Raw genomic sequence first — 382 nt, forward strand, 5'->3', positions numbered from 1 at the left:
CGCAGAGACTAGGTCCGCTGAAGTCGCCCTCTGGTGAAAGGAATGTGAAAAATTCCTTAAGCCCGCGGTCCGGCCTGCTGCGGGTAAAACACTCCCGCGAGCCCTGGATCTGGCCGCAACGGCGATCCGTCACCCGCGCACTACACTTCGTGAAACATCAGCTCACGAGAAAAACCTTTCAGCTATCGGCCCCACCGCCGATACAGCCCCTACGAACAAATTCAGCTGGCACCAAAAACAACACCTTCCAGCCACCCGACGAGCAAGCAAGACAACGTTCCTGGAGGAATTCAATGAATAGCTGGTTTGGAAATATCAGCGTCAACCTGAAACTGGGCCTGGGCTTCGGCCTGGTCCTGGTGCTCACCACCATCCTGGCCCT

General features: G+C 56.5%; 1 protein-coding gene. It reads left to right on the plus strand.

What is annotated here, in order from left to right; genetic code table 11:
- Positions 1–44: 44 nt before the first annotated feature.
- Positions 45–382, plus strand: a 338-nt coding sequence (locus tag HX773_RS25850) for a hypothetical protein (protein WP_218168371.1), incomplete at its 3' end; no start/stop codon positions are given.

It is taken from the genome of Pantoea sp. B9002 (assembly GCF_013385945.1).
Taxonomy (GTDB): domain Bacteria; phylum Pseudomonadota; class Gammaproteobacteria; order Enterobacterales; family Enterobacteriaceae; genus Pantoea.